This is a genomic window from Haloarcula sp. MBLA0138 (assembly GCF_055632455.1).
The window spans coordinates 866,276-889,509 of the sequence record NZ_CM145746.1 but is presented as its reverse complement, the minus strand read 5'-3'; the positions used below and the strand labels follow the sequence as shown (position 1 = coordinate 889,509).

Here is a 23,234-nt window from a genome sequence, read left to right as displayed (position 1 = left end):
GCGCGGCCGCGGATGGCAAGCGTTTACCGACTGGTGGTGGTAGCGGGCGGCGATGACACTGCCGCACGTGGCCGCGTTCACGGACACGTACCTGCCGACCGTCAACGGCGTCACCTACACCGTTCGGACGTGGCAGGACCGCTGGCGCGGCCGCGGCGGCCGGATGGACGTGGTCTACCCCGACGGCGACCACGCCCCCGAGACGTGGGAGTTCCCCGTCCGCAGCCTTCCCTTCCCCTTCTACGAGGGGTACCGGCTCGGGATGCCACAGATACCCAGCGGCGTCCGGGACGCCGACCTCGTCCACGCCCACACCCCGTTCAGCCTCGGGATGGCGGGCCGACGGCTCGCCCGGAAGCTCGACGTGCCGCTCGTTGCGTCCTACCACACGCCGACGGGGGAGTACGCCGAGTACGTCGCGTTCAACGGCCGGGTCGAGTCGGCCGTCCGGTCCAGCGCCGAGCAGTACGAGCGGTGGTACCTCCGGCGGGCCGACGTGGTGGTCGCGCCCAGCGAGCGGGCGGCGGCCCACGTCCGCGAGACCGTCGGCGTCGAGACGGAGACGGTGGTCATCCCCAACGGCGTCGACACGGACTTCTTCGCCCCGCCGGCCGAGAGCGACTTCCGCGAGCGCCACGGTCTCCCCGAGGGGCCGCTGGTGGGGTACACCGGCCGGCACGGCTACGAGAAGTGTCTGGAGGACGTGCTGGCGGCCTGCGAGGGGCTGGACGTGACCGTCGTCTTCGGCGGCGACGGGCCGGCCCGCGAGGACCTCGAAGCCGCCGCGGCCGAGCGCGACGTGGACGCCCGCTTTCTGGGCTTTCTCGACCGCGCGGAGCTGCCGGAGCTGTACGCCGCCTTGGACGTGTTCGCCTTCCCCAGCCCCGTCGAGACGCAGGGGCTGGTCGCGCTGGAGGCCAACTGCTGTGGGACCCCCGTCGCCGGCGTCGACGCGGGGGCGCTGTCGGACACCGTCGACGACGGCGAGACCGGCTACTCGTACCAGCCGGGCGACATCGACGACTTCCGCCGGGCTATCGAGCGGGTGCTGCGCGAGCGCGAGACACTCCGCAAGACCTGTCTCGACCGCCGCGAGGCCGTCAGCGTCGACCACGCCGTCGACCGACTGGAAGACGTGTACGCGCGGGTGCTGTAGCCGGGGCGGCCGGCGCGGCCCTCAGAAATCCCCGAGCGTGGCCTGTCCGCCGTCCCCGCCGTCCCCGTCGGTGCGGTCCCGGCCGCGGTTCGAGAACGAACAGCGCCGCCGTACCTGCGGGTCCGACAGGGCCTCGCGGGCACGGTCGGCGAGAGCGGCGTACCGGTCGCGGGCGCGGTCGGCCTCGTGGTCGTAGTCGACGACGGGGTAGGGGTAGTCGGTGCCAACGTCGACGCCACACTCGCGTTGGATGTGGACCGGCGCGTCGGCGGGTGCCGGGAGGTGTTCGTCGGGGAGCGGCGCGAGTTCGGGGACGTACTCGCGGACGAACGCGCCGTCAGCGTCGTACTCCCGGGCCTGCTTGGCCGGGTCGTAGACGCGGACCGGATGGACGCCGGTGAGGTTGCACTGGGACTGCCACTGCGTGTAGTTGATGGCCGAGTCGGCGTCGACGAGGTGGGCGTACATGAAGTCCGCGCCGGGCTTCCACCACTGCTTGAGGACGTAGACGTAGAACGTCGCCACCAGCGCGCGCATCCGGAAGTTGATGTACCCCGTCTCGACCAAGGCCCGCATCGCCGCGTCGACCATCGGAAAGCCCGTCCGGCCCTCGCGCCACGCCCGGGCCAGTTCGGGGTCGCGCTCGTCCTCGCGGTCGTCGCGGAACAGTCCCCGGAAGACGGGGTTGACCGCCCGCTCGGTCCAGCCCGGCCAGTCGGCGAGCTTCTGGTGGTAGTGGCGGTTCCAGTAGAGCCGCGAGGTGTACATCGACCGGCCGCGCGAGGCGGGGGCGTCCCGCACTCGTTGGTACACCTCGCGGTGGGAGAGCGCGCCGAAGGCCAGATACGCCGAGAGCCGTGAGGAGCGCTCGGCGGCCGCCGCGGGCGGCGAGACGACACTGGGATACTCGCCGAGGCGGTCGACGAAGGCCGACAGCCGCTCGTTGCCGGCGACGGTGCCGCCCTCGGGGACGCGGCGTTTGTCCGGACACACACCGTAGCGCCGCTCAATTCCGTCGACGGTGACCTCACTCTCCAGCGGGTTCTGGTCGAGGGTGTCCGGCCGCGGGTGGGTGTCGCCCTCGAAGTACGCCTCGCAGTGGTCGTCCCACTTCTCGCGGGTGTCGACGGCGACGGTGCCGTCGGGGTCGCGCTCGCCGGGCCGCCGGATGCCGTCGTCCGCGAAGGTCGTCACGCCGTCGCAGTCCAGCAGTCTCCGGTCCCGCTCGCGCCCGCGCCGGGCGGTCACGTCGCGGTTGACGTACACCTCGTCACCGCGGTCCAACAGCTCCGGAATCCGCTCGCGCGGGTCGCCGTGCCACAGTGCGAGGTCGCTCCCGGCGGCGCGGTACTGCTCGCGGAGGTCGGTCAGACACTCGTGGAGGAAGCGCCGGCGGGCGTCACAGGCCAGCGCGTCGTCGCCGTAGTAGGCCGGGTCGACGACGAACAGCGGGGCGACCCGGTCCGCGTCGGCCGCGGCCGCCGCCAGCGCCGCGTTGTCGACGGTGCGTAGGTCCGCACGGTGCCAGACGGCGACCGTTCGTGTCACACCCGTCGTTGGGGCGGCCCGCGCAAAAGTCCACTGCGCTCAGCGCGACCGCGACCAGCCGACGCCGAAGGCGACGCCGTTGACCACTCCGAGCACCATCCCGACGACGAAGTCGCCGAGCGTCACGGCGAGAATCAGGCCGACGCCGACACCGAGCGCGACGGCTTTCGCCATCGTCGGCCAGTGGACCCAGCCGCCGTCGGTGTCGTCGCTCACGGGTTCAGGCCAGCGCGCTCCCGGCCCGGATTATCGTCTCCTCGCCGAAGGCAGGGCCGACCAGTTGGAGGCCGACGGGGCCGTCCTCGGTCTCGCCGGCGGGGACGGAGATGGCCGGGAGGTTGGCGAGGTTGACCGGCGTGGTGTTGGCGTCGGCGAGGTACATCGTCAGCGGGTCCGAGAGGCTCTCGCCGCGCTCCATCGGCGGAACGGGCATCGTCGGCGAGGCCAGCACGTCCGCCCCGTCGAGCGCGTCGTCGAAGTCCGCCTTGACCCACGCGCGGGCGTCCTGTGCCTTCTTGTAGTACTTGTCGTGGTAGCCCGCCGAGAGGGCGTAGGTGCCGAGCAGGACGCGGCGCTTGACCTCCTCGCCGAAGCCCTCCTCGCGGACCGCCGCGAACGCCTCGTTCCAGTCGCCGTCGTGGCCGCCGTCCGCCTCGCTCGCGGCGGGGCCGTAGCGGACGCCGTCGAAGCGCGCGAGGTTCGAGGACGCCTCGCTCATGGCGATGACGTAGTAGGCCTCGACGGCGTGTTCGACGCTGGGGAGGTCGACCTCGTGGTGGGTCGCGCCCTGCGCTTCGAGGTCGTCGATGGCGTCCCAGAACGTCTCGACGACGCGCTCGTCAGCCCCGTCGAGCAGTTCCGTCGGGACGCCGATGGAGAGGTCGTCGACGTCGCCGTCGGCCGCGTCGGCGTACGAGCCGTCGGTCTCGGGGGCCTCGCGGGTCGTCGCGTCGCGGTCGTCCGGGCCAGCGATGACATCGAGCAGTTCCGCGGCCTCCTCGACGGTGGGGGCGATGGGACCGATCTGTTCGAGGCTGTTGGCGTAGGCGACCAGCCCGTACCGCGAGACCAGCCCGTAGGTGGGCTTGATGCCGACGACGCCACAGAAGGCGGCCGGACAGCGGACCGAGCCGCCGGTGTCGCTGCCCAGCGCCATGTCGGCGTCGCCGGCGGCGACGACGGCCGCCGAGCCGCCGGAGGAGCCGCCGGGGACCCGCCCCTCGGCGACAGGGTTCTCGACGGGGCCGAACGCCGACGTTTCGGTGGTCGTCCCCATCCCGAACTCGTCCATGTTGGTCTTGCCGGGGACGGTCGCGCCGGCCGCCTTCAGGCGCTCGACGACCGTCGCGTCGTAGGGCGGGACGTACTCTTCGAGCATCGCCGACCCGCAGGTCGTCCGGACGCCCTCGGTGGAGATGTTGTCCTTGACTGCGACGGTTCGCCCGGCCAGCGGGCCGTCGTCGGCCCCCTCGATGGTCGTCTCGGTGACGTAGCCGTTGTAGTTGGTCATCTCACGACACCTTCGGTCCCTTGAACTGGCCGGCCTCGGACTCGGGGGCGTTCTGTAGCGCCTCCTCCTGCGAGAGGCTCTCGCGGACCTCGTCGGGCCGCATGACGTTCTCGAGGGCGGCCTCGCGGTCGGTCTCGGGCACCTCGTCCAGCGCCTCGAAAGCGGCCAGTATCTCGCCGAACTGCTCGGTGAACCGCTCGACCTCGGCGTCGTCGAGGTCGACGCGGGCGAGGTCCGCGACGTGACGGACCTCGTCGGGGTCGACGGCGTTGTCACTCATGTTCCGGGGGTGGACTGGGCCGGCGGTAAGGGTTTCGGAACGGCCGCCGACATCGTCGCAGCGGTTCCGTTCGAGGAACGTATCCCACGATTTCAGAAACCCAGTTTTTCGATTCGGAAACTCTTCATACTGGTTGGGCAAAGGTTTTAAGTCGCTCGGACCGCAACAGATAGGTGTACAAGACGTTCTTCGGGTATCCATCCCCGTTTGTCCGTGACCAATGACCGACACCACCATCCGCCGATACGCGAACGAGCGCGAGACAGAAGACGAGCAAACGGACGACGAGACTATCGTCTGTCCGGAGTGTGGTGGCTCACTGCTCTCCGACAACGAACGCGGCGAGACGGTCTGTGAAGACTGCGGGCTGGTCGTCGAGGAAGACGAGATAGACCCCGGTCCCGAGTGGCGCGCCTTCGACGCCAAGGAGAAAGACGAGAAGTCCCGCGTCGGCGCACCGACGACGAACATGATGCACGACAAGGGGCTCTCGACCAACATCGGCTGGCAGGACAAGGACGCCTACGGCAACTCCCTGTCCTCGCGCCAGCGCGAGAAGATGCAGCGCCTGCGCACGTGGAACGAGCGGTTCCGCACGCGTGACTCCAAAGAGCGCAACCTCAAGCAGGCCCTCGGCGAGATAGACCGCATGGCGAGCGCTCTCGGCCTCCCCGAGAACGTTCGCGAGACGGCGAGTGTCATCTACCGCCGCGCGCTCGACGAGGACCTCCTGCCCGGCCGCTCCATCGAGGGCGTCTCGACGGCCTCGCTGTACGCCGCCGCTCGGCAGGCCGGGACCCCGCGGTCACTCGACGAGATTTCCAACGTCTCACGGGTCGACAAAGACGAAATCGCCCGCACCTACCGCTACGTCGTCCGGGAACTGAGCCTCGAAATCCAGCCCGCAGACCCCGAGAGCTACGTCCCGCGGTTCTCGTCGGACCTCGACCTCTCCGAGGAGGTCGAGCGCCGCGCCCGCCAACTGCTCCAGAACGCCAAGGAACAGGGCGTCCACTCCGGAAAGTCCCCGGTCGGCCTCGCGGCCGCCGCCGTCTACGCCGCCTCGCTGCTGACCAACGAGAAGGTCACCCAGAGCGAGGTCAGCGAGGTCGCCAACATCTCCGAAGTCACCATCCGCAACCGCTACCACGAACTGCTGGAGGCCGAGGACAGCGTCCACCCCTGACCGGTTCCGAAACGCAGACCACGGCCGGCCGCCTTCGGCCGGTATGGAGACCACCCGCCACTTCGTCGCCACCGTCTACGTCGTCAGCGACGGCGCTGTCGCGCTCCACGAACACGACAAACTGGACATGTGGCTGCCCGCCGGCGGCCACGTCGACCGCGACGAACTGCCCCACGAGGCCGCCCTGCGCGAGACCCGCGAGGAACTGGGCCTCACGGTCGACCTCGTCGCCCCGCGCGAGGACATCGAGAGCAGGACCGTCCGCTCGATTCCCCAGCCACAGCACTTCCTGCTGGAAGACATCAACGTCGACGACGAAGGCAACGTCGGCCACCAGCACGTCGATTTCATCTTCTACGGCCGCGCCGAGAGCCGAGAGATAGACCCCGGCCCGGGCGAGCAACCCGCCGACGACTGGGCGTGGGTCACGCCGGCCGCCCTCGAAGCCGACAGCGACCGCTTCCCGCCGGACGTGGTCGAAATCGGTACCCGAGCGGTCGAAGCCGTCGCTGGAGACTCCCCGTAGGTTCAAGTACCGACACGGGACCAACGTCGCCGTGCGCTGAACGCCACCGCGGACCGGCCACGCGACGCCGGCGGCACACCGGTCCGTGTCCGACGCCGTGCCGTCCGTTCGCTACACCAGCGACTCCACGTACTTCGTGACGTGGTCGTCCATCCGGCGCTTGTAGCCGGCCTGCCGGGCCAGTCGGTCGAGTTCCCGAGCGGCCAGCGACCCGTACTGAGCCGCCTTCTTGTCTCGGGTCGCTATCGCCGCCGGGAGTGTCCCGCGAGCGGCCTCCCGGAACGCCCACTTGCGCGTCTCGCCGTCGACCAGCATCGCGTCGTCGAGTCGGAGCGCGGCCCCCACGACACGGTCGTGCAACAGCGGCGTCACCGGTTCGACGCCGGCGGCCCGCAACGCTAGCACGTCGCGTTCGAGTTGGTCGGGCAGCGTCGCCACCACCTCCTGCTGTGCGCCCCGGACGGTGTCGGCCTCGACGCGGGGGTCCTCGGGCGCGTTCGCCACCTTCGCGTAGCCGCCGAACAGTTCGTCGGCCCCCTGTCCCAGCGCGAGGCGGTCGAAGCCGTCGGCGGCGACCCGCTGGGCCGTCAGGAACAGCGGGAGCGCTATCTGGACCGCCATCGCGTTGGTCCGCCCGGTCGCGGCGACGATGTCGGGGACGGCGCGCTCGATGGTGTCGTGGGTCAACTCGACGACTCGCAGGTCCCGGTCCAGCAGGGCCGCAGCCGACCGGGCCGCCTCGACATCGTGGCTGTCCGGGAAGCCGGCGACGTACAGCGGCGCGTCGAGGCGCGCGGCCAGCAGCGCCGAGTCGACGCCGCCGGAGCAGGCGACGGCCAGCCCGTCCGTCGGGACGGCGTCGACGCTGGTCTCCACGGCGTCGCGGACGCGCTCGACTGCCCTCTCGCGGTCGCCGAACGGGTCGGGGTCCGGCAGCGTCCAGACCCGGCGGCGACCGTCGGCGTCGACGGCGTGACCCGCGGGGACGGACTCGGGGTCGGCGAGGTCGCTCGGGTCGTGGCTCCACGCGCCGCCGACCGTCGGGTCGTCGGCGGCATCGAGAAACAGCGGATAGCGACCGAGTACGTCCCGGACGAGCGTCCCGTCGAGTTCGCCGGCGAACCCGGCGGTCCCCGACAGCGCCGTCGCGGTGTCGAGCGCGCTCCGGACCGCGTCGGCGTCGGCCCCTCGCATCAGTCGAGCATGTTCCGGACGCGATTGGTCACGCGGCGTTTCGCGCCGCCGGCGGCCTGTCGGAAGCTGATTCGCCACGGCGTGCGCTTGCCCTCGACAGTGGTCCGCCCGTCGGCGATGGCGTCGAGGATACCGTCGACGCTGCGCTCGTCGGCGTCGACGTTCGTCACCGCCTGTCCGACCATCTCGGCGATGTGGGCGTCGCTCCCGGCGGTCATCGGGAGCCCCCGGCGGCGGGCGAAGCGCTCGGCCTGTCGGTTCGAGCGGCCGGTGAGCAGCCGGGAGTTGTACACCTCGATGGCGTCGGCGGCGGCGAGTTCGTCCGTCGAGATGTGTTCGAGGACGCCGTGACGGGACTCCTGATACGGGTGCGGGACGACGGCGAGGCCGCCGCGGTCGCGGATGCGGTCGAGCGTCTCGTCGAACGGGAGGCCCTGCGGGACGGCCTCGCGGACGCCCAGCGCGAGGACGTGGCCGGCGGCGGACGTGACCTCCATCCCGGGGATGCCGACGAGTCCGTACTCCGGGGCCAACTCGGCGGCCCGCAGGCTCGCGTCTATCTCGTCGTGGTCCGTGACCGCGAGGCCGTCGAGACCGACGGCCCGCGCCTGTTCGAGCAGGAGGTCGACGGAGTCGCGGCCGTCGTAGGACAGCGACGAGTGGGTGTGAAGCTCGACCGACAGCACGGACACCAGTACAGTTGGCCGGGCCAAAAGCAACTCGGTACGGCTCGGGGCCCGCTATCTCCCGAGCCGGTAGCCATGCCGAGCGGGCGCGCCCGCCGAAAGCCGGGCGGACGCGGCCGAAGTGGCGTGTGCCCGTTCCCACGAGAGTGGAGCCGAACGTGCGACCGCTCCGTGGCGGCCGCGTCCGACAGTTCGGCGTGTAGTCACCTGAGTGGCCGGCCGTAATCCTGTGGGGGGTGATGCGACGGGGTGGCGAGCGGCCGAGCGCGGACGGACGACGAGGGGGTCGTGACCACCGGTTACTTAGCGCTCGCTCGCCGACGGGGAGACGATGAGCGACCTCGGAAAGATCGACCGGGACGTGTTCGATGCGGTCGTCTACCCGTCGCTGGGGGCCGACCGCGAGGACGTTCACCTCGGGCCGACACACGGCGTCGACTTCGGCGTCGTAGACGTGGGCGGGCAAGCGGTCGTGCTGGCGACGGACCCGTTGTCGGTGCTGCCGGGGCTTGGGTTCGAGCGGGCCGGGCGGTTCGCGCTGGACGTGGTGGTGGCCGACGTGGCGGTCTCGGGCCTCGCACCGACGCACCTCTCGGTGACGCTGACGCTCCCGCCGGGGCTGTCCGACGACGACCTCGCGGCGATGTGGGAAGGCTTTGCCGGCCGCGCCGCGGAACTGGGAGTGAGCATCGTCACGGGTCACACGGCCCGCTACGAGGGCGTCGAGTTCTCGTGGGTCGGTGGCGCGACGGTGCTGGGCGTGGGCGACCACAGCGACGTGATACGACCCGACGGGGCGCGGCCGGGCGACCGCATCGTCCTCGGGACCGGCCCGGGCGCGGAGGTCGCGGGACTGTTCGCCCACCTGTTCCCCGAGGCGCTGGAGCTGGACGCGGAGACGGTCGCGACCGCGCAGGCGCGCTTGGACGACACGGCGCTCGTCGGGGACGCGCTGGCCGCGGCCGACTCGGGGGACGTGTCGGCGATGCACGACGTGACCGAAGGTGGGTTGGTCGGCGGCCTCGTGGAGATGGCCGACGGCGCGGGCGTCCGGTTCGACGTGGACTCGGCGACCGTGCCGCTGGCCGACGGCGTCAACCCGGTTTGCGAAGCCGTCGGCGTCGATCCGTGGCACGTCAGTAGCTGCGGGACGCTGTTGGCGACGGTCGCGCCGGACGACGCCGACGCCGTGGTGGCGGCGCTCCGGGAGCGGGGGACGCCGGCGGCGGTCGTCGGGACGGTTGGCGAGGGAGCGGGCGTGTTCGTCGACGGCGAGCGGGCGAGCCACCCCGGGAACGACCCCTCGTGGGAGGCGCTGGCGCGGTTGGAGGAACGCACCAGCGACGGCTGAGGAAGGACAGATACCCGACAGATAAGGTGGTTGGGACGATACGGTCGCCCATGCCCGCGACAACCGGGGGGTCACACGCCCTCGCGTCGTTCGTGACGGTCATCCTCGGAGCGATGCTGTCGAAGTACGTCTGGGACCTCGTGCCGCCACTGGCGGAGACGTCGATGCTCGCCATCGGCGTGATACGGAACACGACGGGGACCGAGATACCCGTAAACGAACAGTTCGCGGGGACGCTCGTGGTGATGGTGGCTATCTCGTTCGTCTGGGGCGTCGTCTACCACGTCGGCCGCCACGACTGAGGCCGGGGGCGGTCAGTCGGCGGGGTTCGACGCGGCGCCGTCGCCGAACGGGAGCGGCCCGGTCCGCTCGTCGGCGTCGAGGTAACACTGCGGGTCCGGAGCGAAGAGGTCGTCTTCGACGGTGAGCGCCCGCAGCCGAGAGGCCCCGCGGCAGACGCCGGCGTACCGGCAGTCGGCGCACTTCCCGGTGAGACGGTCCTCGCGCGCCCGCAGGACCCGCAGAAGCGGGTTTGACTCGTCCTCCCAGATGTCGCCGAACGGGCGGTCGCGGACGTTCCCCAGCGAGTAGCCCTGCCAGAACTGCGTGAGGTGGACGTTGCCCTGATAGTCCACGTCGGCGACGCGCTCGCCGGTCGGGTCGCCGCCGTTGACCCGCAGGTACTCGTAGACGCGGCGGGCTTGGGCCTCGCCGAGGTACTCGCGGGCGTACTCGACGAGGTAGGCGGCGTCGGCGTAGTTGCCGACCAGCAGCGTCTCGATCTCCTCGCCGCGGTCGTGGTACTCACGGGTCATGTCACAGACTCGCGTGACGGCCTCGCGGCGCTCGACGGGCGTGAGGTCGGCATCGACGATTTCGGTCCCGCGGCCGCCGTAGTCGAGGTGGTAGAAGCAGAAGCGGTCGACGCCCACGTCGGTCAGCAGGTCGACAACACCCTCCAAGTCGGGCGCGTTGCGCTCGGTGATGGTGTATCGCAGGCCGGTCTTGAGGCCGGCGTCGAGACAGTTCTCTATCCCCTTGACCGCGCCGTCGAACGCCCCCGCCATCCCGCGGAAGTCGTCGTTGCGCTCGGGGAGGCCGTCGACGGAGACGCCGGCGTACTTCAGCCCCGCGGCCTTCAGCGACTCCGCGCGGTCGGGCGTGATGAGCGTCCCGTTGGTCGACAGCACCGGCCGGACGCCGACCTCGTCGGCGTAGGCGATGAGTTCTTCGAGGTCGTTGCGGACCAGCGGCTCGCCCCCGGAGAAGAGGACGACCGGCGCGCCGTAGTCGGCGAGGTCGTCGAGCAGCGCCTTCCCCTCGGCGGTGGTGAGTTCGCCGTCGGCGATGTCCGTGTCGGCGGCGGCGTAGCAGTGGTCGCAGTAGAGGTTGCACTGCTTGGTGACGTTCCAGACGACGACCGGGCGGCGCTGCTTGCGGTCCCGAATCTGGGCCTTCGTCGACTCGCTGGCGGCGTCGTAGCGCAGGCCGTCGCCCTCCGCGTCGAGGTCACAGAGCAGCTTCGAGACCGAAATCATCCGTCCTCACCCCGCAGTGTCTCGGCCGCCATCTCCTCGCGGTCCATCGTCGCGTCTCCGTCACCGCCGTCGGGGTCCAACGCGAGGTCGGCGGTCTGGAACCGCCGCGTCTCGTCGGCCGGGCAGAGCCACAGCGCGGCGGCGGCGTGGCCGAACAGTTGCGTCGCCTGTTCGCGGGCGATAGTCTCCGAGGGCGCGCTGACGCTGCCGGCGTGGGTCAGCGGCTCCGCGGCGGTCTCCCGGAGGAACACTTCCCACTCGCGGCTGGTCGCGCCCCGCGGTGCCTCGACCTCGTAGTCCGGTCGGTCCATACCGGTCACTTGGACGCCCACTAAAAAACGGGGGCGGCGGGTTCCCAGCGGCTGGGAACCCGGACGGGGCGTCGCTACCGGCGGTCCCGGCTCTCGCCATAGAGCGTAACCGTTAGGCTCGTTGGATTTTTCAGGGGCCGACGTGTCCCCGAACATCTCCATCGGTTCCGACGGACCGACCTCCGCGCGCACAACCCTCCTCGTCGTCCTCGTCGGCCTCGCCGTCGCCGGCTACGGCGGCTACGACTACGTCCAGCAGTCCGCGGCCGTCGAGGACGCTGTCGAAGTGAACGCGACGGTTACCGACACCGGCATCGAGACCAGTTCACAGCGCCGCGGCGGCACCGACTACCGGCCGACGGTCACCTTCGAGTACCGCTATCAGGGGACGGCGTACACCGGAAACGACATCTACCCGGCGTCGTCGTCCACGAACTACGACACGGAGTCGGCGGCCCGGGAGGTGCTGGCACCCTACGACGCCGGCGACGCCGTCACAGCCTACGTCGACCCGGCCTCGCCGGCCGACGGCTTCCTCGAAGCCGAGGAGTCGCGGGCCCCGCTGGAACTGCTCGGCGTCGGCACGGTGATGGCACTGTTGGGCATCGTCTCGTACCTTCGGTCGTAGCCCGCGCGGTTCGAAGGTCTCGCTCCGCTCAACCTTCGTATCCCGCGTACTCCATCAACTGCCCGAAGATGTCGGTGTCCATCGCCTCCCTGTAGACGACGCCGGTGAGCATCCCGCCGGGGTACGCGGAGCCGTTCATCACGTGGTTGACCTTGTGGCAGTGCATGAGGTAGATGCCGGGGTCGGCGTCGGCCTCGAACTCCAGCGTGCGCCGGCCTGCCGGGGGGATGGAACAGACGTCCTGCCGGTGCCGGGCGGCCTCGGGAATCACGCCGCCGTCCTTCGAGCGGACCTCGAAGCGGTGGTTGTGGATGTGCATCGGGTGGTCCATGTAGCCGCCGTTGAGTAGGTGCAGCCGGACCGTATCGCCCTGTTCCACGATAATCGGGGAGCCGTCCTCGGGGTGGAGCGTCCGGGGTGCGGACTTCCCGTTGACCGTGAAGGTGTCCGCCCGTCGGTTCCGCGGGTCGTAGGTGGCGTCCATGCCGGCCATCTGGCGGTTGAGCCGGGAGTCCCACTCTTTCAGCGTCAGGAAGTACTCCTTGTCGGCCGGTTCGTACCCCTCGGGGTCGACGCGGAAGATGCCGTACATCCCCATGTCGAGGTGGCGCGGGGTCTGGTAGTGGCAGTGGTAGAGGTGGGTTCCGGGCTCGTTGGCCGGGATAGTGTAGGTGTGGCTCTCGCCGGGGTCGACGCGGATGCCCGTCGTCGTCGGGACGCCGTCGTCCTCCCAGTCCTTCGAGACGGCGTGGAAGTGGACCGTGTGGGGCCGCATCCCGTCGGTGTTGTCCAGCGTCACCTCCATGTCCTCGCCCTCCGTCGTCCGGAGGATTGGACCGGGGACGCTCGGGTTTCCGTCGTCGGCCTTGAACGCCCACACCTGCGGGAGCTCGACCGGTCCGCCCATCGTCTCGATGGGATGGGCCATGTGCCGGGCCGGGACCGACGAGAGCGTGACCTGTCCGCCCTGTTCGTCGACGTTGACGACCTCCGGCGGGGAGGTGGTCGGCAGGTCGCTACTGGACTGGGGTGCCGTCGCGTCCGCTTGAGCGTCGGTCGCGGTTCCCGGGGAGTCGGGAGCGGTACAGCCGGCGAGGGCGGCCGCGCCGCCGAGGCCGGAGGCTTTCACGAAGTCGCGCCGCGAGATACCGGAACCGGGTGCGCCGATGCGGTCAGTCATGGGACACCTGAACGTTTCGACGGCTGGTATATACCCTCGGAGGCGCGTTCTCACCGCGGCGAAACCGTTCTCAGTGGCTGGGAACGGGCGGGAGTAGTTTACACTACCCCCGCAAAATCACGGTTACTATATGTCGGAAACCGACAGCAGACGGCACCATCCGGACGGTTTCGGACATATTAAACGTGTCCGGCAGAGAGTGGGTGACAACGATGGTCCGGGACCCGTTCAGTGACGACGAGACGCCGGCGTTACAGGACGTGCTGGACGCGCTCGACGACGAGGACTGTCGGGAGATAGTCAGCGTGCTGGACGAACCGATGACGGCCAGTGAGATAGCGGAGGAGAGCGGTGTCCCGCTGTCGACGACCTACCGAAAGCTGGAGCTACTGACGGAGTCGTCGCTGCTGTACGAGGGGGTGGAGGTGCGCCCGGACGGGCAACACGCGAGCCGATACGCCATCGACTTCGAGGAGGTCGTCATCCTGCTCGACGACGACCGGGAGTTCGCAGTCGACGTTACCCACCGCCCGCGGTCGCCGGACCAGCGGCTCGAGAACCTCTGGTCGGAGGTCAGAAAGGAGACATAACCATGCCACACATTCCAAGCTCACAGATCGGCATCGTCGCCGCCAAGACGCTCACACTCGTCATTGGCGGCCTCATCACGTACTACTCGTATCAGGCGTGGCAGCGGACGCAGTCGCCCGAACACAAATGGCTGACCTACGGGTTCGGCGTCGTCACCGTCGGGGCCATCCTCGGCGGCGCGCTGGACCTCGTCGTCAGCCGCTTCTTGGGCCTCGAACTCCTGAACGTCAGCGTCTTCGTCTCCAGCGCGCTGACCGCCACCGGACTGGGTATCATCCTCTACTCGCTGTACGTCCGGTAGGACCTCGATAGCGAACCGCAGGCGGCCGCGGCGGTCGGGGACGTGCGACGGGTTATCGGGCCGAGAGCGCGTCCCGGATGCGCGTGCGGGCCGTGCGGTCCGCGTCCGCGAGCGTCGGTTGCCCGTACGCGCGGGCGGAGGACTCTCGGACGAACAGCGACCGTCGAAGCTGCGCGATACCGCTGCCGTCGCCCCGAACCGTCAGCCCCGGGCCGCTCGCCGTCTCCAGTTCCACACTCGGCAGACCGCGGGCCGCGCGTTCGAGTTCGTCGATGGTGTCGTCGGTCAGTCGGTCGGTGGGCAGTCGGACGTTCACGTATATTCACATGGGGGCCACGTGTGTATCAGGACCACCAAACGAGTTAGGGAGCGGTGTAGGCCGCCGGGGACCGACGCGTCGCGCCCGGGCGAGGGGCCGCGTGGCGGCGCATGGAAAGCGATTTAGCCGGGCGGGAGCCACGACCACCTAATGAGCCTGTCCGACGCTGACCACGATATCGTGGTCGACGAAATCGGCCGGGAGCCCACGCGGGCCGAGGCCGCGCTCTTCGAGAACCTCTGGAGCGAACACTGCGCCTACCGCTCCTCGCGGCCCCTGCTGTCGGCGTTCGACTCCGAGGGCGAGCAAGTCGTCATCGGCCCCGGCGACGACGCCGCAGTCGTCTCCTTGCCGGCCCACGGCGACGGCGAGGAGATGTACGTCACGATGGGTATCGAGTCCCACAACCACCCCTCCTACGTCGACCCGTTCGACGGCGCGGCGACCGGCGTCGGCGGCATCGTCCGGGACACGCTGTCGATGGGAGCCTACCCCATCGCGCTCGCCGACAGCCTCTACTTCGGCGACTTCGAGCGGGAACACTCCCGCTATCTCTTCGAGGGTGTCGTCGAGGGCATCTCCCACTACGGCAACTGCATCGGCGTCCCGACCGTCACCGGGTCGGTCGCCTTCCACGACGGCTACGAGGGCAACCCCCTCGTCAACGTCTCCTGTATCGGCCTGCTGGAGCCCGAGCGGACCATCACCGCCGAAGCGCAGGAGCCGGGCAACAAGCTCGTCCTCGTCGGGAACTCGACGGGCCGGGACGGACTGGGCGGGGCCTCCTTCGCCAGCGAGGACCTCGCGGAGGACGCCGAGACGGAGGACCGCCCGGCCGTACAGGTCGGGGACCCCTACACCGAGAAGCTACTTGTCGAGTGCAACGAGGCGCTGCTCGACGAAGGGCTCGTGGAGTCGGCCCGCGACCTCGGCGCGGCGGGGCTTGGCGGGGCCTCGTCCGAACTCGTCGCCAAGGGCGGGCTGGGTGCGCGCATCGAACTCGACCGTGTCCACGAGCGCGAGCCGAACATGAACGCCATGGAGTACCTGCTCGCCGAGAGTCAGGAGCGGATGGTGTACGAGGTCGCGCCCGAAAACGTCGACCGAGTCGCCGAACTCGCCGACCGCTACGACCTCGGCTGTTCGGTCATCGGCGAACTCACCGAACCGGGGACGAACTACGTCTGCACCTTCGAGGGCGAGACGGTCGTCGACGTTGCGGCGGAGTTCCTCGGTGACGGCGCGCCGATGAACGACCTGCCGGCCGAGCCCCCGACCGAAACCGAGCGGGACCTGCCGACTGTCGCGCTCGACGAGGCCTTCGAGGGCGTCGTCGCCAGCCCCAACACCGCCTCGAAGCGGTGGGTCTACCGCCAGTACGACCACGAGGTGCAGGTCCGTACGAGCGTCCTGCCGGGCGACGACGCTGCCCTGCTGGCAATTCGGGAGGCTGGGACCGGGCTGGCCTTCTCGGCCGGCGCGGACCCCAACTGGACCGACGCCGCTCCCTACGAGGGCGCTCGCGCCGTCGCCTTGGAGAACGCCACGAACGTCGCGGCGAAGGGGGCGACCCCCCACGCCGCCGTCGACTGCCTGAACGGCGGCAACCCCGAGAAGGCCGACGTGTACGGCGGCTTCAAGGGCATCGTCGACGGCCTCGCGGACATGTGCCACGAACTCGACGTGCCGGTCGTCGGCGGCAACGTCTCGCTGTACAACGACTCCCAAGCCGGCCCCATCCCACCGACGCCGACGCTCGCGCTGGTCGGCGTCAAGGAGGGGTACGACGCGCCGCCGCTGGAACTGGCCGGCGAGGGGACGCTGGTGGTCGTCGGCGACGGCCCCGCCGCCGGGGCGGACCCGGGGCTGGGCGGCTCTGAGTACACCGCGCAGTTCGGCGGGAGCGACGCCTTCCCCGCTCTCCCCGCGGACCCGACGGCACTGGTCGGCACCGTCGCCGACGTGGCCGACGCCGACCACGTCCGCGCCAGCCACGACGTGAGCCACGGCGGACTGGCCGTCGCGCTGGCCGAGATGGTCCACGGGGACGCGGGCGCGACGGTCGAACTCGACGCCGACGACGTCGCCCTGTTCGACGAGCGCCCCGGCCGCGTCGTCTTCGAGACGACCGACCCCGACGCGGTCCGCGAGGCCTTCGACGGGGTCGCGTCGGTGACCGAACTGGGCGAGACCGACGCCTCGGGCCGTCTGGACCTCGCGGTCGACGGCCAGCGGGTGCAGTACGACGCCGGCGAGATAGCGGCCCTGCGCTCGGTCATCACCGACGAACTGGCCTGATGCCGGCGCGGGCTATCGCCTGATTTCGAAGCGCGCGCCGCCGGTCGCGCTCTCACCGACGCCGACCGTCCAGCCGTGGGCTTCGGCGATGCTCTGGACGATAGAGAGCCCGAATCCGGTCCCGTCCGCGTCCGTCGTGTAGCCGTGTTGGAACACCTGTTCGCGGTCGGCTTCGGGAATACCGGGGCCGTCGTCGGCGACGTAGAACCCGCCCCGGTCGCCGGCGTCGAGCGTGCCGACGGTCACGCTCGCGTCCGGACCCGCGTGTTCCATCGCGTTTCGGAACAGGTTCTCGAACAACTGCTGGAGGCGGGTCGGGTCACATTCGACGGTCACGTCGGCGTCGACCGAGAGAGTCGCCCCGTCGGTGTCGACCTGTCGCCACGCCGCCGCGGCGACGGCGTCTAGGTCGGCCGGTTCCGTCTCGCCGACGACCCGGCCCTGTCTGGCGAGGTCGAGCAGGTCGCCGAGCAGTCGCTCCATCCGGCCGTGGGCTGCGTCGATGGCTTCGAGGCTCTCGCGGACCGCCTCGTCCTCGACGGTGGCGAGCAGGTGGCCGGTGTGGCCGGTCGCGACGCTCAGCGGGTTGCGCAGGTCGTGGCTGACGATGCTGACGAACTCGTCGAGGCGTTCGTTCTGCGAGGCCAGTTGCTGCTCGCGGCGCTTGCGCTCGGTGATGTCGGTGTAGACGCCGTACCCCTCGACCTCGCCGCCCTCGCGCGTGACGATGACGTTCCGGAACAGGTAGGTCCGGACCTCGCCGGCGGCGGTGGTTCGGGTCACCTCCTGCTCGGAGTTGTCGGTGGCGCGCCACCAGTCGGTGACTATCTCGTCGCTGGTCGTCTCCGGCGGCGCGACCAGCGACGGGAGCGAGTCGCCGGCGATCTCGTCCCCGTCGTAGCCAAACGACGCCTCGAAGGGCTCGTTGACGGACTTGACGTAGGGTTCGCGCTGGTCGAACTCCACGACGACGGCGGGGTCGGGGACGTTACCGAGGAGCGCGGTGAACCGCTCCTCGGCCGCGAGGTGGACCCGGAGTTCGCTGGCGACGAGCGCGACGTACCCCTCGTGGGTGTGCTGGACGACCTCACAGACGTCTCTGGCGTCCGCGTTCGTCATCTCGGCGTCGGCCCCGATACCCACGTCGGCCATCGCCGTGTCGACGAGCGACTCCGCCTTCTCGACGCCGACAGTCTCCGCGAACTTCGAGACGAGTTCGGTCCGGTCCATGGCTCACTCCGGCAGGACGAAGACCACGGTCGTCGTGTTGTGAAAGCCGCTGAGCTGTCCCATCTGCATGCACAGTTCGCCGTAGGTCTCGAAGCCCGCGAACGGGACCGACAGTTCGTCGTTCATCGCGTCGACGGCCTCCGGGAAGGCGTCCTGCAGAATTATCTCCCGGCAGGCGCAGTCGTAGACGAAGCCGCCGGCAACGCCGTCGCCCAGCGCCACCGCCTCCGCCGCGGCCCGCCGAGCGGAGGCGATCTGGTCCTCGGGACTGCCGTGCATCACGCGCAGAACCGTCTCCTCGGGGATGTCGACGGCGAACCGGAGGCCGCCGTCCCCGTCGCCGCCGAGGCGCGGCCACCGTATCTTGTAACCGTCGCCTTGGTCGATGCCGAACTCGTAGGCACCAAGCAGCGTGTGTAGCTCCGGCGCGTCGGGGTCGAGCACGTCGACGTCGAGGCCGAAGTCGTCGGCGACCGGATCGCGGACGGCGTCTTTCCAGACCTCGAAGGCCGGTCGCCCGTCGAGTTCACGGACCACGTTGCCCGAGGCGTCGGTCACCTCGTATGGCTCCGAGACCGGCTTGTGGCCGTGGTCGACCGAGACGACCGTCCGCCGCTCGCTGGAGACGAGGGCGACGACGAGCGCGTCCTCGGCCACGGTCTCGCCGCAGAACACCGGCGTCGACGCCATCTGGTAGTCGTCTGAGGCCGCACCGCCGGCGAACCCGACGTGGGGGCCGAGCCGGCGCTGGACCGCAAGCGACAGCCGCTCGCCGACGCCCGAGAGGCCGTCGTGGAGGACGAGCGCGGACTGGTAGGGGTAGTCGACGTCTCCGGGGAGCGAGCGGGCGACCTCTCTGACGGTCCCTTGGACGTTCTCCCCGATACCGGTCGCCATGGCCGTATCGAAGCGGACCGAGTCGCTCGTGACGAGGCCGACGGCGACGCCGTCGTCCATCGTCCGCTCCTCGGTGAACGTTCCCGTGGCAGAACAGCCGACGACGGCCGTGTCCGCGTCGACGACTTCGTGGACGGCGTCGAGGACGGCCGCAGGGTCGAGCGCGGCGCTGGCGAATACCTGACAGAAGTCGACGCGGTCGGCGTCGAGACCATCTCGGGCGGCGCTGGCCGCTTCCCGGCCCGCTCGCCGGCCGTCCGTCGCCGCGGACGCACCGGTCGCAACCGTCGTGTCCGTTGGCTGGTCTGCCGACACGATTCCCCCGTTTTCGCTGGAGGTACTTATACGCCGGTGGCGCTCAGACCAGCGCCAGCGCGACGCCGAAGGTGAGGACGAGGCCGACGGCGGCGACCGCCGCCCCGGTGCCGACCTGCGACATCGTGAAGTCGCTCTGGGGAGCCGTCGACCGGAGCGGCGGTTCCTTCGCGGGCAAATCCACGTTCTCGGGGTCGTACGCCGGCCGGTCGTCCTCGTGGTGGTCGTCTGCCATACCTGTCGGTACCGCCAGCGGGTACCTGTAACTGTCGGATTCCGGTCCCGTTGTGCCAGCCGAAACGGTCAAACGGCCCTGTGGCGAACCCCCGTGTATCGAATGACTCTCACGAAGCGCATCATCCCCTGTATCGACGTGGACGTCGACGAGAACGGGGACGCCGCCGTCTACACGGGCGTCAACTTCGAGGACTTGGAGTACACCGGCGACCCGGTGGAGATGGCGAAGGCCTACAACGAGTCCGGGGCCGACGAGTTCGTCTTCCTCGACATCACCGCCTCCGCCGAGGGCCGCGAGACGATGCTGGAGACGGTGTCGGCCGTCGCCGACGAGGTGTTCATCCCGCTGACCGTCGGCGGCGGCATCCGCACTCGGGCGGACATCAAGGAGACGCTGCGGGCCGGCGCGGACAAGGTCTCTATCAACTCCGGTGCCATCGCCGAGCCGAGCCTCATCGGGGAGGGCGCGGCCGCCTTCGGCAACCAGTGTATCGTCATCTCGCTCGACGCCCGGCGGCGCTTCGACGAGGCGGGCGAACACTACGCCGAGGTCGACGGCGAGTCCTGCTGGTTCGAGTGTACGGTCAAGGGCGGCCGCGAGGGGACCGGTCTGGACGCCGTCGAGTGGGCGATGGAGGCCGAGGACCGGGGCGCAGGCGAGATATTCGTCAACTCCATCGACGCCGACGGGACGAAAGACGGCTACGACATCCCGCTGATGACGGCGGTCTGTGACGCCGTCTCGACGCCGGTCATCGCCTCCTCTGGCTGTGGCAGCCCCGCCGACATGGCCGAGGTGTTCGTCGACGCCGGCGCGGACGCCGGACTGGCGGCCTCTATCTTCCACTTCGGCGAGTACTCCATCGAAGAGACGAAAGAGTACTTGGCCGACGAGGGCATCCCGGTCCGGCTGTAGCGCTACAGACCGACCCACCGCGGCGGCCCAACCGCGCAGTCTTTGTGTTCCGACTCCCTAGCTCGGGCAATGAAATGGCGGTGCGAGTGGTGTGGCAAGCCCCACGAGGAGAACGACCCGCCCTGTGACAACTGCGGCCACGGGAGCTACGAGAAGGCGGTCAAACCCGTCGGCCCTGAGGCCGACGGCGACGTGACGCCGGGGGGTTCGGTCTGGGTGTGTCAGGACTGCGGCCGCCAACACCAGCGTAACTCCCCGCCCTGCAACCGGTGTGGCGGCGCGGACTTCGAGCGCCAACCCGTCGCCGCCGACGACCCGCTGGCCGACATCTCGACCAGTTGGCGCGACATCGTCGAACCCAAGTACGTCGCCGGCTACGTCGTCGTGGCCGTCCTGCTGGCCGTCCTCGCGCTCGGGTTCACGGGCGTCATCCCGCTCCCCGGCGCGAGCGCGGGCGGCGGGACGAGTGGGGGGCCGCCGGCGGTCCCGAACGCCCCCGGCGCGGCCGACAGCGTCGCCGGCCTGCAACTGACGGCGGTCGAGGACGCCTACGTCGACGCGCTGAACGAGCGCCGGACGAACGAGGGCGCGACGGCGCTGGCGGCAAACGCCACCACGGCCGACGCCGCGACCTACTACAACAAGGCTCTCGTGGCGGCGGAGGCCGGCGAGGGTGACGGTCCGGAGCGGGCCGCCTTCGAACGGTTCGGCCTCGCCTGCGAGCGGCCGAGCGTCGTCGCCTACCGGGTCGCCTACGAGCGGACCGGCCGCTCGGTGAGCGACTTCGAGACGGAGACGGCGCTGGCGTCGTCGCTGGTCGACAGCTACGTCGAGCGGGGAGCGCCGTTCCGGGCGGCCGAGGCGGGAACCGTCGGCGTCGACGTTCACGTCGCGCCCGGCGGGACCGCCTACGTCACGTACGTCGTCTGCTGAGAAGCGTCAGGCCGCGGCCTCGAATGCCTCGGTGAGGCTGTCCGCTTTCTCGATGACGCGGTCGGTGCCGTCTTCGAGCGCGTCCAGCGCGTCGACGGATTCCTCGGTCTTTATCGTCAGCACGGGGTCGGTCTGTCCGCCCGACTGCTCGGGGTTCATGTCGTAGGTCGCCGCCGTGACGCCGTCGGTCTCCAGCAGCGCCCCCTTGATGACGTTCATGAACGTGTGGTCCTCGCCCGCGACTTCGATAGAGAGCTCCGTGTCGGATTTGTCGATGACGCGCAGGTCCATACCCGTTCGTGGGCGACTGTCGCCCATCAACGTGTCGCTTCCCGGCCGCCGGTCAGACCAGCGCGTACACCATCAACAGCCCGAAGTACAGCAGGATGAGCGCGGCCACTCCGCGGAGGCGGAACGTGCCGAGCGCGTCCTCCTCGGCGGCGTAGGCCTCGCGGAACGCGTCGGCCTCGTCGTCGTCGATGTCGCCGGGATGGGACAGCCCCCAGTGGAGCGCGCGGCGCTCGCGCGTCGAGAACGGGCGGCCGCAGTAGGCGCACTCGTAGACCGGAGCGTCGGGGGGCACGTCGTAGGTGTACTCGGCGTCGTCGTTCATAGGTGGGGCAGGGGCACCTCCGGACGGGAGACGACCCACAGGCTGGTCATCGTGTAGAACACCATCGCGGCGATGAAGGGGTACTGCGAGCGGATGGCCTGCAACCGCTCGGGGAAGAGGTCGTACGCCGCCGCGTGAGCGACCCAGATGGCCGCCAAGTGGCCGACGACGACCGCCGCCAGCGAGACGCCGCCGAACCATCCCGGGAGTTCGAGTACCGGAACGAACGTCGGGTCCGACAGCGGGGCCGACAGTGCGACGACCAGCGACGGCGCGAGCACGAGGAAGTAACCCAGATAGTGGGCGAAGTGGTAGCCGGCGGCGATAGCCAGCAGCGGCGGCGCGAATCGTTCGGCCAGCACCGACGGCGCGAGGTACGTCTCGGCGCTCCGGCGGCTGAGCGAGACGGCGAGCCGGTAGACGCCGAGGAAGAGGCCGAACCCGGCCGCGAGCGCGACCGGGTAGAGGAGGTGGGCCGGGACGCCGGCGTCGACCAGCGGCGTGGTCAGGTCACGCCACGCCGGCGTCGTCACCAGTCCGTCGTAGGTCGTCGCCCACAGGAGCGCGACGACGAAGGCCACCTCGTCGTCGCCGTCGACCAGCCGCGGCGTCGAGAGGGCCATCGCCGGCAAGCGGAGGCGGAGCCGGCCGTCCGCGCCGCGGCCGATGGGCGCGACGCGGCCGTAGTAGCGAAACACCCGCTCGACGGGGTCGACCCGCTCGAACCACGTCCCCGGCCCGAAGACGACGGCCCCCGTGAGCGTCAGCACGGCGTAGCCGGCCACGACGGTCCCCAGCAGGCGCGGCTCGTCGGCCAGCGGGCTGACCACTTCGAGCCAGACCAAGCCCAGCAGGCCGACGACGCCGGGCCACGCGCCCAGCCGGTCCGGATAGGACCGGTCCAGCGTCGGGAACAGGCCCGCGAGCGTCTTCAGCGGATTCAGCACGGTCCAACTGTTGCCCACGAGGTACGTGGTCATCGCCAGCCCGGCCCACCACGCGACCCAGACCAGCAGGACGGCGAGGTTCGTGCGGGGCCGCGTCGGCCCGACGAAGGCCGTCACGAGGACGGCGGCAAACCCCAGCAGGCCGACGAGCCGGCCGGCGGCGACCAGCGCGCGCTCGGCGTCGGGGACCAGCGGCCGACCCCACGCGTGGACCCGCTCGACGAACGCCCTGTCGGTGACGAACGAGGCCAGCAGGAACGACGCGCCGACGGCCGCCCCGCCGGTCCCGAGAAACAGCCACGTCGGGACCGTCAGCGGCTCTCGGCCGCCGGCGGCGAGGCTTCCACCGTGGGCGCTCGCGGTACCGACGGCGACCGTCCACAGGAGCCCGCAGGCCAGCGCCGTGGTCGTCCGGCGGCGTGGTGTTGCCATCGCCGCGCCCTTTGTCCCTGAGGCCCGTGTACCTTCCGCATCGGAGCCGCCCACCGGTCGGCACAGCGCGGCGGGCGGCCAGCGGGCAGCGAGGCGACGGCGTCCGCGCGC

General features: G+C 70.3%; 27 protein-coding genes. 11 read left to right on the top strand and 16 right to left on the bottom strand.

From position 1 onward, the window contains the following. Positions 1-52: 52 nt before the first annotated feature. Positions 53-1,156: a glycosyltransferase family 4 protein gene (locus ACV7JO_RS04570; protein WP_470355166.1), complete on the top strand. Its 1,104-nt coding sequence runs from the start codon at positions 53-55 to the stop codon at positions 1,154-1,156. A gap of 21 nt (positions 1,157-1,177) precedes the next feature. On the opposite strand, the gene ACV7JO_RS04565 is transcribed toward ACV7JO_RS04570, so the two are convergent. From ACV7JO_RS04565 to gatC, 4 genes are read right to left on the bottom strand one after another with little or no spacing between them, the layout of a single operon-like run. Further along, complete coding sequence (locus tag ACV7JO_RS04565) at positions 1,178-2,704, bottom strand: FAD-binding domain-containing protein (RefSeq protein ID WP_470355165.1); 1,527 nt, start codon at positions 2,702-2,704, stop codon at positions 1,178-1,180. Positions 2,705-2,743: 39 nt separating this feature from the next. Continuing rightward, positions 2,744-2,920 (bottom strand): hypothetical protein, encoded by a 177-nt coding sequence (locus tag ACV7JO_RS04560; RefSeq protein ID WP_470355164.1) that lies wholly within the window; start codon positions 2,918-2,920, stop codon positions 2,744-2,746. Between the two features lie 4 nt (positions 2,921-2,924). Next, positions 2,925-4,214: an Asp-tRNA(Asn)/Glu-tRNA(Gln) amidotransferase subunit GatA gene (gatA, locus tag ACV7JO_RS04555; RefSeq protein ID WP_470355163.1), complete on the bottom strand. Its 1,290-nt coding sequence runs from the start codon at positions 4,212-4,214 to the stop codon at positions 2,925-2,927. A gap of 1 nt (position 4,215) precedes the next feature. After that, the gene (gatC, locus tag ACV7JO_RS04550; RefSeq protein WP_470355162.1) at positions 4,216-4,494 is read right to left on the bottom strand and encodes an Asp-tRNA(Asn)/Glu-tRNA(Gln) amidotransferase subunit GatC; all 279 of its coding nucleotides are present in this window, start codon (positions 4,492-4,494) and stop codon (positions 4,216-4,218) included. Between the two features lie 220 nt (positions 4,495-4,714). Here gatC and ACV7JO_RS04545 point away from each other — a divergent pair, with 220 nt between their 5' ends. Both ACV7JO_RS04545 and ACV7JO_RS04540 read left to right on the top strand, forming a co-directional pair. Then, positions 4,715-5,680: a transcription initiation factor IIB gene (locus ACV7JO_RS04545; RefSeq protein WP_470355161.1), complete on the top strand. Its 966-nt coding sequence runs from the start codon at positions 4,715-4,717 to the stop codon at positions 5,678-5,680. 43 nt (positions 5,681-5,723) lie between these two features. Continuing rightward, entirely contained in the window at positions 5,724-6,206 is a 483-nt protein-coding gene (locus ACV7JO_RS04540) for an NUDIX hydrolase (RefSeq protein WP_470355160.1), read from the top strand. Positions 6,207-6,317: 111 nt separating this feature from the next. Here the strand turns inward: ACV7JO_RS04540 and ACV7JO_RS04535 are convergent, their stop codons facing one another. Both ACV7JO_RS04535 and ACV7JO_RS04530 read right to left on the bottom strand, forming a co-directional pair. Further along, on the bottom strand, positions 6,318-7,400 hold the full coding sequence (locus tag ACV7JO_RS04535) for an asparagine synthase C-terminal domain-containing protein (RefSeq protein ID WP_470355159.1): 1,083 nt from the start codon (positions 7,398-7,400) through the stop codon (positions 6,318-6,320). Further along, positions 7,400-8,086 carry a PHP domain-containing protein gene (locus ACV7JO_RS04530; protein WP_470355749.1) on the bottom strand — a complete coding sequence of 229 codons (687 nt, stop codon included), beginning with the start codon at positions 8,084-8,086 and terminating at the stop codon, positions 7,400-7,402. The genes ACV7JO_RS04535 and ACV7JO_RS04530 overlap by 1 nt, the downstream gene beginning before the upstream one ends. Positions 8,087-8,417: 331 nt before the next feature. Here ACV7JO_RS04530 and ACV7JO_RS04525 point away from each other — a divergent pair, with 331 nt between their 5' ends. Both ACV7JO_RS04525 and ACV7JO_RS04520 read left to right on the top strand, forming a co-directional pair. Continuing rightward, positions 8,418-9,437: an AIR synthase family protein gene (locus ACV7JO_RS04525; protein ID WP_470355158.1), complete on the top strand. Its 1,020-nt coding sequence runs from the start codon at positions 8,418-8,420 to the stop codon at positions 9,435-9,437. A gap of 50 nt (positions 9,438-9,487) precedes the next feature. Then, positions 9,488-9,739 (top strand): hypothetical protein, encoded by a 252-nt coding sequence (locus ACV7JO_RS04520; protein ID WP_470355157.1) that lies wholly within the window; start codon positions 9,488-9,490, stop codon positions 9,737-9,739. A gap of 12 nt (positions 9,740-9,751) precedes the next feature. Here ACV7JO_RS04520 and ACV7JO_RS04515 read toward each other — a convergent pair whose 3' ends face one another. After that, positions 9,752-10,975, bottom strand: coding sequence for a TIGR04347 family pseudo-SAM/SPASM protein (locus tag ACV7JO_RS04515; protein WP_470355156.1), 1,224 nt, complete (start codon positions 10,973-10,975; stop codon positions 9,752-9,754). Then, on the bottom strand, positions 10,972-11,286 hold the full coding sequence (locus ACV7JO_RS04510; protein ID WP_470355155.1) for an Htur_1727 family rSAM-partnered candidate RiPP: 315 nt from the start codon (positions 11,284-11,286) through the stop codon (positions 10,972-10,974). Before ACV7JO_RS04510 ends, ACV7JO_RS04515 begins: the two co-directional genes overlap by 4 nt. Before the next feature lie 142 nt (positions 11,287-11,428). On the opposite strand from ACV7JO_RS04510, the gene ACV7JO_RS04505 reads away from it, so the two are divergent. Continuing rightward, the gene (locus tag ACV7JO_RS04505) at positions 11,429-11,914 is read left to right on the top strand and encodes a DUF3592 domain-containing protein (protein ID WP_470355154.1); all 486 of its coding nucleotides are present in this window, start codon (positions 11,429-11,431) and stop codon (positions 11,912-11,914) included. A 28-nt stretch (positions 11,915-11,942) separates the two neighbouring features. Here the strand turns inward: ACV7JO_RS04505 and ACV7JO_RS04500 are convergent, their stop codons facing one another. After that, entirely contained in the window at positions 11,943-13,094 is a 1,152-nt protein-coding gene (locus tag ACV7JO_RS04500; protein ID WP_470355153.1) for a multicopper oxidase domain-containing protein, read from the bottom strand. Between the two features lie 212 nt (positions 13,095-13,306). On the opposite strand from ACV7JO_RS04500, the gene ACV7JO_RS04495 reads away from it, so the two are divergent. Then, positions 13,307-13,684 carry a helix-turn-helix domain-containing protein gene (locus tag ACV7JO_RS04495; protein WP_470355152.1) on the top strand — a complete coding sequence of 126 codons (378 nt, stop codon included), beginning with the start codon at positions 13,307-13,309 and terminating at the stop codon, positions 13,682-13,684. 2 nt (positions 13,685-13,686) lie between these two features. Next, positions 13,687-13,986 carry a DUF7521 family protein gene (locus ACV7JO_RS04490; protein ID WP_470355151.1) on the top strand — a complete coding sequence of 100 codons (300 nt, stop codon included), beginning with the start codon at positions 13,687-13,689 and terminating at the stop codon, positions 13,984-13,986. 52 nt (positions 13,987-14,038) lie between these two features. Here the strand turns inward: ACV7JO_RS04490 and ACV7JO_RS04485 are convergent, their stop codons facing one another. Beyond that, positions 14,039-14,302, bottom strand: a complete 264-nt coding sequence (locus ACV7JO_RS04485) for a hypothetical protein (protein ID WP_470355150.1) — start codon at positions 14,300-14,302, stop codon at positions 14,039-14,041. Between the two features lie 153 nt (positions 14,303-14,455). Between ACV7JO_RS04485 and purL the strand changes: the two genes are divergently transcribed. Continuing rightward, positions 14,456-16,603: a phosphoribosylformylglycinamidine synthase subunit PurL gene (gene purL / locus ACV7JO_RS04480; RefSeq protein WP_470355149.1), complete on the top strand. Its 2,148-nt coding sequence runs from the start codon at positions 14,456-14,458 to the stop codon at positions 16,601-16,603. A gap of 12 nt (positions 16,604-16,615) precedes the next feature. Here purL and ACV7JO_RS04475 read toward each other — a convergent pair whose 3' ends face one another. Genes ACV7JO_RS04475 through ACV7JO_RS04465 form a run of 3 tightly spaced genes read right to left on the bottom strand, consistent with a single transcriptional unit; the run spans position 16,616 to position 19,280 of the window. Next, positions 16,616-17,833, bottom strand: coding sequence for a PAS domain-containing sensor histidine kinase (locus ACV7JO_RS04475; RefSeq protein WP_470355148.1), 1,218 nt, complete (start codon positions 17,831-17,833; stop codon positions 16,616-16,618). A gap of 3 nt (positions 17,834-17,836) precedes the next feature. Continuing rightward, complete coding sequence (locus ACV7JO_RS04470) at positions 17,837-19,045, bottom strand: FIST signal transduction protein (protein ID WP_470355147.1); 1,209 nt, start codon at positions 19,043-19,045, stop codon at positions 17,837-17,839. A gap of 43 nt (positions 19,046-19,088) precedes the next feature. Next, positions 19,089-19,280: a DUF7550 family protein gene (locus tag ACV7JO_RS04465; RefSeq protein WP_470355146.1), complete on the bottom strand. Its 192-nt coding sequence runs from the start codon at positions 19,278-19,280 to the stop codon at positions 19,089-19,091. A 102-nt stretch (positions 19,281-19,382) separates the two neighbouring features. On the opposite strand from ACV7JO_RS04465, the gene hisF reads away from it, so the two are divergent. Both hisF and ACV7JO_RS04455 read left to right on the top strand, forming a co-directional pair. After that, positions 19,383-20,198 carry an imidazole glycerol phosphate synthase subunit HisF gene (hisF, locus tag ACV7JO_RS04460; RefSeq protein WP_470355145.1) on the top strand — a complete coding sequence of 272 codons (816 nt, stop codon included), beginning with the start codon at positions 19,383-19,385 and terminating at the stop codon, positions 20,196-20,198. Positions 20,199-20,267: 69 nt separating this feature from the next. Further along, positions 20,268-21,131 carry a hypothetical protein gene (locus ACV7JO_RS04455; protein ID WP_470355144.1) on the top strand — a complete coding sequence of 288 codons (864 nt, stop codon included), beginning with the start codon at positions 20,268-20,270 and terminating at the stop codon, positions 21,129-21,131. 6 nt (positions 21,132-21,137) lie between these two features. Here the strand turns inward: ACV7JO_RS04455 and ACV7JO_RS04450 are convergent, their stop codons facing one another. Genes ACV7JO_RS04450 through ACV7JO_RS04440 form a run of 3 tightly spaced genes read right to left on the bottom strand, consistent with a single transcriptional unit; the run spans position 21,138 to position 23,090 of the window. Then, positions 21,138-21,422, bottom strand: coding sequence for a DNA-directed RNA polymerase subunit L (locus ACV7JO_RS04450; protein WP_470355143.1), 285 nt, complete (start codon positions 21,420-21,422; stop codon positions 21,138-21,140). A gap of 52 nt (positions 21,423-21,474) precedes the next feature. Then, positions 21,475-21,744 carry a C2H2-type zinc finger protein gene (locus ACV7JO_RS04445; protein WP_470355142.1) on the bottom strand — a complete coding sequence of 90 codons (270 nt, stop codon included), beginning with the start codon at positions 21,742-21,744 and terminating at the stop codon, positions 21,475-21,477. Further along, positions 21,741-23,090 carry a hypothetical protein gene (locus ACV7JO_RS04440; RefSeq protein WP_470355748.1) on the bottom strand — a complete coding sequence of 450 codons (1,350 nt, stop codon included), beginning with the start codon at positions 23,088-23,090 and terminating at the stop codon, positions 21,741-21,743. The genes ACV7JO_RS04445 and ACV7JO_RS04440 overlap by 4 nt, the downstream gene beginning before the upstream one ends. Positions 23,091-23,234: the final 144 nt, after the last annotated feature.